General features: G+C 70.4%; 8 protein-coding genes and 1 pseudogene. 5 read left to right on the top strand and 4 right to left on the bottom strand.

All coding sequences use genetic code 11. The features are described from left to right. Positions 1-2,113: pseudogene (locus KBX08_RS31230) on the top strand (hypothetical protein); the annotation flags it as partial. Positions 2,114-2,202: 89 nt separating this feature from the next. Continuing rightward, the gene (locus KBX08_RS31225) at positions 2,203-2,895 is read left to right on the top strand and encodes a hemerythrin domain-containing protein (RefSeq protein WP_210787369.1); all 693 of its coding nucleotides are present in this window, start codon (positions 2,203-2,205) and stop codon (positions 2,893-2,895) included. A 108-nt stretch (positions 2,896-3,003) separates the two neighbouring features. On the opposite strand, the gene KBX08_RS31220 is transcribed toward KBX08_RS31225, so the two are convergent. Next, the gene (locus KBX08_RS31220) at positions 3,004-3,654 is read right to left on the bottom strand and encodes a TetR/AcrR family transcriptional regulator (protein ID WP_210787368.1); all 651 of its coding nucleotides are present in this window, start codon (positions 3,652-3,654) and stop codon (positions 3,004-3,006) included. Between the two features lie 50 nt (positions 3,655-3,704). Here KBX08_RS31220 and KBX08_RS31215 point away from each other — a divergent pair, with 50 nt between their 5' ends. Then, positions 3,705-4,634: an NADP-dependent oxidoreductase gene (locus KBX08_RS31215; protein ID WP_210787367.1), complete on the top strand. Its 930-nt coding sequence runs from the start codon at positions 3,705-3,707 to the stop codon at positions 4,632-4,634. Positions 4,635-4,735: 101 nt separating this feature from the next. Here KBX08_RS31215 and KBX08_RS31210 read toward each other — a convergent pair whose 3' ends face one another. The 3 genes from KBX08_RS31210 to KBX08_RS31200 form a co-directional block, all read right to left on the bottom strand. Continuing rightward, positions 4,736-5,302: a dienelactone hydrolase family protein gene (locus tag KBX08_RS31210; protein ID WP_210787366.1), complete on the bottom strand. Its 567-nt coding sequence runs from the start codon at positions 5,300-5,302 to the stop codon at positions 4,736-4,738. A 147-nt stretch (positions 5,303-5,449) separates the two neighbouring features. Next, a complete protein-coding gene (locus KBX08_RS31205) occupies positions 5,450-6,019 on the bottom strand; it encodes a kinase (protein ID WP_210787365.1) in 570 nt (189 codons plus the stop codon). A 15-nt stretch (positions 6,020-6,034) separates the two neighbouring features. After that, on the bottom strand, positions 6,035-6,697 hold the full coding sequence (locus KBX08_RS31200; protein ID WP_210787364.1) for a pentapeptide repeat-containing protein: 663 nt from the start codon (positions 6,695-6,697) through the stop codon (positions 6,035-6,037). Between the two features lie 415 nt (positions 6,698-7,112). Between KBX08_RS31200 and KBX08_RS31195 the strand changes: the two genes are divergently transcribed. Next, positions 7,113-9,593 carry an IPT/TIG domain-containing protein gene (locus tag KBX08_RS31195; protein ID WP_210787363.1) on the top strand — a complete coding sequence of 827 codons (2,481 nt, stop codon included), beginning with the start codon at positions 7,113-7,115 and terminating at the stop codon, positions 9,591-9,593. A 617-nt stretch (positions 9,594-10,210) separates the two neighbouring features. Further along, entirely contained in the window at positions 10,211-10,537 is a 327-nt protein-coding gene (locus tag KBX08_RS34955) for a transposase family protein (protein ID WP_374101977.1), read from the top strand. Positions 10,538-11,074: the final 537 nt, after the last annotated feature.

Genomic DNA, 11,074 nt, shown 5'->3' with positions numbered 1-11,074 from the left:
CTGGTTGGACGCCGCCGCGGCCCGCAGACCGGTCACCATGATCCTCGACGACCTGCACGCCGCCGACGCGGAGACGTTGCTGCTGTTGCAGAGCGTCACCGAGATGACCACCGGCACCGTCCTGTTCGTCGGGGCGCTGCGTCCCGCCGACAACACCGAGCGGCTCGCCGACGCGATGGCCGTCCTGGCCCGCCGGTCACCGCAGCGGATCCCGTTGGGCGGTCTGAGCACGTCCGAGGTCGAACGGCTGCTCGGCGCGCTGGCCCGGACCACGGTCGACCCGGACACGGTCACCGCGTTGGCCGAGCGGACCGGCGGCAACCCGTTCTACGTCCGGGAGTCGGCGCGACTGCTCGCCGCCGAGGGCACGCTCGTGGCCACCTCCGACGTGCCCGAGGGCGTCCGCGACGTGCTGCGCCGACGACTCTCCCGCCTCCCGTCGACGGCCGTCTCGGTGCTGCGTCTCGCCTCGGCCGTGGGTCGGGAGGCCGAGGTGCGAACGCTCGTCGACGCTGCCGGCACCGACGAGGGAAGCGTCCTGCGGGCGCTGGAAACCGGGTTGGCCGCCGGGTTGCTCACCGAACCGGCGCCCGGGCGGGTGCGGTTCGTGCACGGCCTGGTCTGCGACACCATCTACACCGACCTGCCGCAGCTGCGCCGCACCCGACTGCACGCGCGGATCGCCGCCGCCACCCGTCGGCTGCGGCCCGACGACTACCCCGCCCTGGCCCACCAGTACGCCCGGGCCGCGTCGGCCGACACCGCACCGCTCGCCGTCGACTACGCCATCCGGGCCGCCGAGTTGGCCGAGCGGCGGTACGCGTACGACGCCGCGATCGAGCTGCTCAGCAACGCTGTCGAGGCCGCCGCCACTGTCGCCGGGGACCGCGACGCGCTCCAGGTCGACCTGCTCGGGCGGCTGCTGCGCGCCCAGGCGCGGGCCGGCGCGGTGGCCGCCGCCCGGCAGACCCGCGCTCGGGCGATCGACGTCGCCGCGGCGTCCGGCCGCGACGACCTGCTGGTCGCGGCGTTCACCGCGTGGACCGTGCCCACCCCGTGGCTGACCCACGAGTACGGCGTGGTGGACCACCGGGTCGTCGAGCTGCTCGGGCGGCTGCTGCGCGCCGACGACCTGGACCCGGTCGCCCGCTGCCGGCTGCTGGAGGCGCTGGCCACGGAGTTGGACGGCGAGTCCGATCCACGAGGCGTGGCGGCCGGACGGGAGGCGCTGGCCCTCTCGCGGCGGTTCGACGACCCCGAGCTGCGCGCCCTCGGGCTGGCCGCGCGGCTGCGCACCATCAGCTACGAGCGGGAGGCGCCGGACCGTCGGACCTTCGCCAGTGAGCTGCGTGACCTCGCCGACGAGCACGGGCTGGTGACCTACCGTTCGGTCGCCGAGCAGGCGCTGGGCCACTGCGCTGCCGCGCTCAACGAACCGGACGAACTGCGCCTCAGCGTCGCCCGGCAGGGGTGGCTCGCCGAGACGTACCAGCTGAACGAGGCGCAGACGATCAACCTGTGCTCGCTGGGCGCTCTCGCGCACATCGCCGGCGACTTCGCCGCGGCGCGGCGGCACTACGACCAGGTCGCCGTGCAGATGCGGCGGCAGGGTTCGCTGCACGCCGAGGCCTTCCACTACTTCTCCACCGGCACCCTGCTGATCAGCCAGGGGCGGTTCGCTGAGCACCTGGAGGCGACCCGGCGGATCCGGGGGTCGTTGGGCCCGATCGTGGACGACCTGCTGGCGCTGGCGCTGATCGGAAGCGGGCGCCTGGACGAGGCGCGCGCCATGCCGATCGGGCGGCACACCTACCGCCCGGACTATTTCGAGTCGGCGCTGCTCAGCGTGCGCGGGATGGTCGTCGTGGCGCTGGGTCGACGGGACCTTGCCCAGCCCGTGATCGACGCGCTGCTCCCGGTACGCGACCAACTGGCCGGTTTCTCCACCACAGCGGCCGTGGTGCGGCCGGTCGCGCTGACCCTCGGTGAGCTGTTCCGGCTGGTGGGCCGCACCGAGGAGGCGACCCGGCACTTCACCCTCGCCGCGCGGGTCGCCCGTCGGTGGGAGTCGCCGCACTGGCTGGCCGAGGCGACGGCGGCGATGGCCCGCTGACCGTCACTGTTGGCGGTTCCAAGCCGGTTCCAAGTGGCACCGAGCATGATCAACAGATCTGTGCCAGTTGATCCCTCGGAAAGGTCACCGTGAACCAGAACCAGCGCGAAGCCATGGCCGACGTACGCGACATGTACATGGCGCACTCGGCGCTCCGTCGCGAGTTCAGCCTGCTGCCGCAGCTCGTCCGCGACGTCACCCCGGGCGACGCCACGCGCGCGGAGGTCGTCGGCGCCCACGCCGAGATGCTCTGCCACATCCTGCACCTGCACCACGAGGGCGAGGACCTGCTGCTCTGGCCCCGGCTGCTGGAGCGCGGCGGCGCGGAGGCCGCGGCGATCGTCCCCACCATGGAGGCGCAGCACCACGCCATCGAGGACGCCCACGCGGCGGTGGTCGGCCTCCTCCCCCAGTGGCGCCGCACAGCACGCGGCGGTGAGCAGCTCGCGGACGCCCTGGAGCAGCTACGCGCCGCGCTGATCGAGCACATGGCCCTGGAGGAGAGCGAGATCCTGCCGCTGGCGCAACGGCACGTCACCGCCCGGGAGTGGATGCAGCTCGGCGAGCACGGCATGAGCAAGTCCCCGAAGAAGCAGCTCCCGCTGGCCTTCGGCCTTGCCATGTACGAGGGCGATCCGGAGGTGGTCAAGGCGGTGCTGGCGCACGCTCCGCTGCCGGCCCGGCTGCTCATGCCGATCATCGCGCCCCGGCTGTTCGCCAGCCACGCCAAGCGGGTGCACGGCACCGCCACGCCCCCGCGCATCGGCGCCAGCGTCCGCTGAGCGAGGTCAGCGGCTCGGTCGGCGGCTCGCCGAAACTCCGCCGTCCCCTGAACATGATCGATCCGGCGACCCAGCCGGCCGGGATCCCGGCCGGCTGGGTCGCCGCGATTACTGGCCCGCTTGGCTGCGTCCGGATACCGACGCCGGGGGCGCCAACCGCGCCACGGGCGGGAGCGGCGAGACATCCGGAGAGGCTTGGAACGCCGAGATGGCGAGCGCGGCGAAGCGCCGGGAGGCGCTGACCTGAGTGGTCGGCGAGGTCGCGTGGATACCACTGTTGGCCATGAGCACGAGGATGACGTCGTCCAGGACGAAGTCGGGGCGGAGGCGACCCGCATCCTTGGCGCGCCGGGCCAGTTCGTCGATCGCTCTCAGCGCGTATTCCCGGCGCGCCTCGAAATCAACTGCTTTGGGAAAGGTCGAAATTAGAGCTGCGGTAAAGCCTCGGTCGCGTGCGTGCAGTTCACACATTTTCTCGATCACGAGACAGAAACCGTGCCATGGATCCGAATCGGCAAGGCCCTCGTCGACAACGCCGCGACAGGCGTACATCTGTTCTGTGAATGCCTCGGTGACCAGCATCTCCTTGGTCGGAAATCGGCGGTACAGGGTGGCGGGTGCAACCCCGGCGCGCCGGGCAACCTCCCGCATCGGCACGTCCAGGCCGTCAACGGCGAAGACAGCGCGGGCGGCCTCGAGGATGCGCTCGCGGTTGTCCAGGGCGTCGGAGCGGAGGGCGTGAGGCAAACGATCGGTCACGACTCTCACTTTAGCGAGGCGGACAGCGGCCTGCGTTAGCGTCCGTGCGTATGAGGGCTTTGCAATTTTCGAAGTACGGTCCCGCGAGTGTCCTTGAGGTCTCGGAGGCACCGGAACCGCACGCCGGACCCGGCCAGATTCGGGTGGCGGTTCGGGCCTCGGGTGTCAATCCTGCCGATACGTACGTTCGCGCCGGCCGATTCCAGGAGTGGATGCCGCTCCGTCTGCCGCACGTGCCCGGTGTCGACGCTGCCGGCGTGGTGGATGAGGTCGGTGACGGGGTGACCACGGCTCGGGTAGGAGATGAGGTTTTCGGGATCACGGACTACGCCCAGATGGGCGGAGCGAACGCCGAGTACGCCGTCCTGGCCGCGTGGGCACCGAAGCCGGCCGCCCTGACCTGGGTGCAGGCCGGCGGCGCGGCGGGCAACATCGAGACGGCCACCCGAGTGCTAGACCGGTTGGGCGTCAAGAACGGCACTACGCTGTTGATCGAGGGCGCGGCCGGCGGGGTCGGCACGACCGCGATCCAACTCGCTGTCGCTCGCGGTGCGGCCGTCATCGGCACGGCCAGCGACCGCAACCATGAGTTCGTCGCCGCGCTCGGGGCGATCCCGACCACCTACGGCCCCAGGCTGGCCGAGCGGGTCCACACTCTGTTGCCCGGAGGGGTGGATGTCGTACTCGACTGTGCCGGCTCTGGTTCTCTACCAGACCTGGTCGGGCTGGTCGCGAGCCCGGACAGGGTGGTGAGCATCGCCGACATCAACGCCGCGGCCTACGGGGTGCACCTGTCGCGCGGCTCTGGCCCCGGCGCGGACACACCGGCTTTCGAAGGAATCGCCGCCGTCGGCGAACTCGCCGAGCGGAGTCGTTTCACAGTGCCGGTCGCGGCCGTGTTCTCTCTGGATGAGGCGGCCGCCGCCCACGAGCTGAGCGAGTCCCGCCATGCGCGAGGCAAAATCGTGCTGAAGCCGTAGGGTGCCCCACCCAGCCTCTGTCCACCTGACCCCGGCACACCCGGCCGACCATCCGGTGTGGTGGGCGAGCACCACGCGGGCGCGGTCCGCGGGACGGGTGTTCAGCGGGCGGCCAGGAAGGCCAGCACGCGTGGCCAGGACGCCGCGGTGGCGTCCGGGGAGTATTCGGCGACGTCCGGGTCGGTGAACAGGTGGCCCACGCCGGGATAGTGGAAGACCGTCAGGTCGGCCCCGGCGTCGGTCAGGGCCTGCTGCCACTCGTCGACCTCGTCCGGCGCGTCGTACGGATCGGGGTCGGCGAGGTGCAGCTGCACCGGCAACCCGGGTCGGACCGCGTCCGGGGCGCCGCCGGTGCCGTGCAGCAGGAGCAGGCCGGCGGCGTCGCGGCGTTCGGCCAGCAGCGCCCCGGCCACCCCGGCGCCCATCGAGAAGCCGGCGAGCACCGTGGCCGGTGGCAGGTCACGCAGCGCGTCGCGGGCTCGGTCCAGCACCACCTCCTGGCCGATCTTCTCGAGTAGCGCGAAGCCCTCCTCGACGGTGTCGGTGGCCGGGACGCCGTACAGGTCTGGGGTGCTGACCTGGTGCCCGGCGGCGCGTAACCGGTCGGCGGCGGCGCGCACGGCGGGCCGCAGCCCGTACACGGAGTGGAACAGCACGACGTGTCGCATCCGGTCATCCTGCCGCAGTCGAGCGGCCGTCCGGTGTGGCCACGCGGAGTGGGAGCATGATCGTGGTCGAGTCATCGGGTGTCCACTCGGGGCTGTGTTGGCGAACGGTGCGCCGGGATGGCGACATCGGTGGCCGGCTGAGCTGCTCTACCGGGACGGGACGCTCGGGAGCACGTCGTCGTCGCGTCCGGTCTGGGGTAGCCCAGCCGCAGCGGCGATGGCGTTGACGGCCTCGTTCAGTCCGGTGGTCTCGGGGAGGACGAGTTCGTCGGGCCAGCCCAGGACGTCATGGGCGGCGTACCAGCCGCTCATGTGCTCGGCGGTGAACTCACCGGCCTGCGGGCGGGTGAGGTGTCGGCGCAGGGTCTCGGCCAGGGACACGTCGAGATAGCAGAACAGTGACCGGCCGCGGTGGTCGTCCCGCAGGGAGGTCAGCACGCTGCGGTAACGGCTGCTGTGCATGATGCCCTCCAGCACGACGTGATAGCCGTGGTCAAGCGCAAGCCGGACGGTCTGCCCGATCAACGCCGGCGCCGCGCCGCCGGGCTTGTCCCGCTCGCGCAGCAGGATGCGGCGCAGGTAGTCCTGCTCGACCAGGGCGCAGCCCCGGCCGTGTCGGCGTCGTAGCTCGCGGGCGATGCTGCTCTTGCCGGAGCCGGAGTTGCCCCGGACGCAGACGAGGATCGTGTCCGGGCTGCCAGTGGGTTCAGCGAGCACGATGCCTCCTCGGCTTCAGTGGTTGCGCACTGTGAGTTCGAGGGCGGCGACGGTCAGCTGGGTGAGGTCAGGGAGTTGGTCTTCGCCGAGGGTGGCGCCGCGCAGGTTGTCCAGCGGCGTCTTGAGGCCCTTCAGCCGGCTGCCGCGCAGGTCGGTGCCGTCGAGGTGGCAGGAGTCCAATTCCAGTCCGGTGAGGTCACATGACCGCAGGGCGATGCGAGGTAGTCGACAGGAAGACCACGCGCCGTTGGTGAGAGTGCAGTCGGTGAACGCGACCGAGCCGGCGGCGGTGACGCGTTGGAAGGTGGCGTAGTCGAAGCGGCAGCCGTCGAACAGGACGTCCTTGAGGCGTACGTCGGTGAGTCTGGTGCCGGTGAACCGGGAGCCGGTAATCGCGCAGCGTTCGATGGTGATGCCGGTCAGGGTCGCGCCGGAGAAGTCGGTGCGGGTGATCTCGCAGCCGTAGAGGCTCCCGGCTTCCCAGGTGCTCTCGCTCAGGTCCACGCCGGTGATCAGGCTGCTGCGGATGCGGGCGTCCTCAAGGTGCGAGCCGCGCCACGCTGCGCCCTCGACCAGGGCCTCGGTGAGGCCGCCGGCCAGGTCCGCCGTGGTGTCGAGGTCGTCCGGTTCGAGGTCCGGCAGCAGGACCTTCACGTCGCCGATCGTGGTGGTGCGCATGTGTCCTCAACCTGTGTGGGCGCGGGGTAGGCACGCCACCCCGCGCGTCCCGTGGTGGGTCGGGTTGGCGTACCCGCGGGTTCTGTCCTCCCTTAGGGAGATCAGCGACGCCGCAGGCCGACCCGGTGCCAGACGTCGCAGGTCCGATCGACACCCGGTTACGATATGCCACAACTTGTCCGCTTTGTCCTCGTTCAGTTGTTGACGGGTGCGCCATGCCGAACAGGCCCGTCAGTCCACTGAACGGGGGAAATTGGTGAGGCCTGTCCTGCGAAGAATCACAAGCGCGTCCACGGCGATGCTGGTCGCCGGCCTGGCAACCCTGGGGTTGGGGACGCCGGCACGGGCGGCACCGGGGGACGCGAACGCACGCGGTGCCGTTATCGACCTGTCCGCGGCGGTGGCCGGTATAGCCGTGATCACCGCCGATGCTGTCATCGGTACGGCCACCGCGCCGGCCGCCGGCGGTACCGACACCGAAACCCTGCTGGCCATCTCGGTACCCGGGGCGCTCGGAGTGACCGCCAGCGGCACCGTCGAGGAGGTCACCGCCACCAGGGCGGCGGGTATGTCGTCGGCGTCGTCCAGCGTCAACGGCCTCAACCTGGCCGTGCTCGGTATCGACGTGCTGGACGCTACCGAGGTCACCGCCTCCGCGACCTGCCCGCAGACAGGCGCGACCAGTGCGGGCACCACGCTCGCCGGGCTAGAGCTGTTCGGCTCGGCGGTCACGCTGACGGCGAACACCCCCGCCGTCGTGGGCAGCGCGGCCGTCGTGGGGCCGGGGCTGGCGGGTGCCAGCCTGAACGCCTCGTTGACCCGCGTCGAGACGACCACCGCCACCGGCGCCACCGCCATCGCAGTGCGGGCCACGCTCACCCTGTCGGGCACCGTCCTCGGCGTCCCGACGACCATCCCGGTCGGGACCGTGATCGTGGCCGAGGCCACCTGTGAGCGCCCACCGGCGGCGCCCACCGCCGCGACGATCACCCCGGACGAGGGCCCGCAGTCGGGCGGTCAGACGGTGACGATCACCGGTACGGGCTTCATTGCGGGCGGCACCACGGTCACCTTCGACGGCGTACCGGCGACCGGTGTCACGGTGGCGCCGGGCGGTGCCTCGCTGACGGCGGTCACTCCGCCTGGTGCGGTCGGTCCCGCGTCGGTCGTGGTCAGTACGGTGAACGGCACGTCGCCGCCGCTGGGCTACACGTACCTGGCCGACGGCAGCGCGGCCGTCATCACCGGTCTTACGCCGACATCCGGGCCGACCGCCGGCGGCACGACGGTAACGATCACCGGCACCGGTTTCACCGGTGTGGCGGGAGTGGACTTCGACGGGCTACCCGGCACGGGGTTCACGGTCAACCCGGCCGGCACCACGATCACCGTGGTGACCTCGCCGAACCCGGAGGGACCGGCCCTGGTCGAGTTGGTCTTTCCGGCCGGTCGGGTGACCGCGCCGACGTTCACCTACATCGCGCCGACGATCACGTCAATCGTGCCGAACACCGGCCCGACAACCGGCGGTACGACGGTTACGATCACCGGGACCGGGTTCACCGGCGCGACCGGAGTCACCTTCGACGACACGCCGGGCACCAACCTCGTCGTGGACCCGAGCGGCACCTCGCTGACCGTGGTCACACCACCCGGGCAGGTCGGTCCGGTGGACGTGACCGTGCTCATCCCAGGCGCGAACGCGACCGCACCGAACGGGTTCACGTACGTGGCGGCACCGCCCACCGCTGCGTCGATCACGCCGAACACCGGCCCGCAATCAGGCGGCCAGACGGTGACGATCACCGGCACCGGCCTCGTCCCCGGTGACACGACCGTCACCTTCGACGGTGCGCCAGCCACCAACGTCACGGTCAACCCGGGCGGCACGTCGCTGACGGCGGTCACGCCGCCCGGCGCGGTCGGGCCGGCGGCCGTGGTGGTGACCACCGGCGGCGGATCGGCGACTCCGCTTGACTACACCTACGTCGCCGACGGCAGCGCCGCCAACGCGACCGGACTGACCCCGACGACCGGGCCGACCTCAGGTGGCACCACCGTCACCATCACCGGAACCGGCTTCACCGGGGCGACCGGAGTGACCTTCGACGGGGTGCCCGGCACCGGTTTCACCGTCAACCCGGCCGGCACCACGATCACCGTCGTGACCCCGCCGAACACCGCCGGACCTGCGGACGTGCGACTGGTGTTCCCTGCGGGCACCGCCGTCGCGCCACCGTTCACGTACGTCGCGCCGACGATCACCTCGATCGTGCCGAACACCGGCCCGATCACCGGTGGTACCACCGTGACGATCACCGGGACCGGCCTCACCGGCGCCACCGGCGTGAACTTCGACAACACTCCGGGGACCAACCTCGTCGTGAACCCGAACGGCACCTCGCTGACCGTCGTCACCCCACCCGGCCTGCCCGGCCCGGTGGACGTGACCGTGCAGCTGCCCGGTGACGACGTCACCGAACCAGGCGGGTTCACCTACGAAATCGCCCCACCGCGCATCGACACCGTGAACCCGAGTCAGGGGCCAACCGGCGGCGGCACGACCGTGACGGTCGGTGGTTCCGGGTTCATGCCGGGCGCGACAGTGGTCACCATCTGCGGAAAGACCATCCCGGCCAGCCAGGTCACGGTGGCAGCGGACGGTCGCACGTTGACCTTCCGCACCCCGCCCTGCCCGGCTGGAAACACCACGGTCATCGTGAGCACCGACGGTGGATCCTCCAACGGGCTCACCTTCCGCTACGTTTCGCGGATTCTGCCGGTGACCGGTGACACCATCGCCGCACCGCTGACCATCGGGGCGATGCTGGCGCTCCTCGGCGTCGTCCTCGTGCTGCTGACCCGCGGCCGGCAGCGCGCCGGCCGAATCGACTGACCGGTAGTCCCGGCCAGGGCCCAGACTGGGCCCTGGCCGGGACGCACGCGGACGACTTTCCCGAGGTGCCTGACCGTTGTCGGGTGCGGCGGCCAGAGCCCTCCAGTTCCGCACAAGGATGCCGGTTCGTTTGACAAGCCCGACCAACCGGCCCGGCTCATCCTCGATGACCTGCAACGTGTCCACGCCAAAGTGATCGACGATCCGCTCGGCGAACACCGGCCCGATCCCCTTGACTGGAGTCGACAACCCGCGGATTAAGAGCCCGCCCATGTCGTGTTCATGGGTCCCACGTGGCATCGGCGGTCCCACGTGCCCGTGCTGATCCAGCGTCTGCGGCCGCTGGGTGCCAACCGCTAGCTACCTGTCCCCGGCGAGCGAGCACCCGACGAGCACCCGCACATCGCGGCGAAGCCGACATGGAAGCCAGCCGAGTTGGCCGGCGGTTGGACTTCGACCTGGGCTTCACAACCGGCATCGATACCCCATCGAGCCGCCCGGCAAAATCGGGGGGGTGCCCGGCTTGATGTGGCCTTTGCTGGTGGTAGCAGGGCAGGGATGACCGGTTCAGATGATCATCGAGGTTTCTACGGCTTGTCGATCGTCCGAAGTGAGCCATGCCCGCTTTGCCATCATCGCTGATCTCGTCCGTGTCCGACGCACCGGCTGTCACCGTGCCCGAAGCCGCTGCTGGGCTGCCCGCAGCGTTGACAGGTCTGCCAGATCCTCGCGCCCGTCGCGGTGTCCGGCACCGGTTGACCGTGGCGGTGACCGCAGCGGTCTGTGCCGTGCTGGCCGGCTACCGCTCCGAGCGACACGTCCCCGAGGCCGTCGAGTTGCCCGGGCGGAACGGTCCAACGGCTTCCGAGCACCCGGCTACAGGCACGGAACATGAAGAAGGCCCCGACCCAGCTGGAAACCCAGGTCAGTACCCATCTCAGTGATGCGCCGCCAGGGACTCGAACCCCGAACCCGCGGTTACCGAAGGTAACGGTTCCCAACCTTGCCATCGACTGTCAGAGCTTAGAGCTGAGCTGCACAGACACGATCGAGCGATGATCACTCACTACCATTCCTTGTCACACGTAGTCAGGGGTTTCCGGGGGGTAAACGGGGGCGCGAACAGCGCGTCGCACGAGACCAGCGTCCCCTAGCCGCCAGCAGCACGAAATAAACATGCACCAACCCTATTGCGACACGCGGCGTCCCGGTCTGCACACCTCTACGATGGACCAACCCTGGGCGCCGCCTTCTCGACTCTACCCACTTGGGCCTATTGTCCTTTTTTTATCAACCTACGGAGCTCACCCACCCCAGCCCTACAGTGTCCATCTGGCCATTCTTTAGGGGTACACGGTGCAGGACGTTCTGTTCAGCCCTCGTGCAACCCCGGACCAAATGATCAAGGTTACGCAGCGCCCGAGGCCTTGCGCAGAGGAGGGGCAGTGCCCGAGACGAAGATAATCGTCTGCCTGGCAAAC

Origin of the sequence: Micromonospora sp. H61 (assembly GCF_018070325.1) — a bacterium.
In the GTDB taxonomy this organism is placed as follows: Bacteria; Actinomycetota; Actinomycetes; order Mycobacteriales; family Micromonosporaceae; genus Micromonospora; species Micromonospora salmantinae.
Note: the sequence above shows the minus strand (reverse complement) of the source record. Positions and strands in the feature narration are given on the sequence as shown.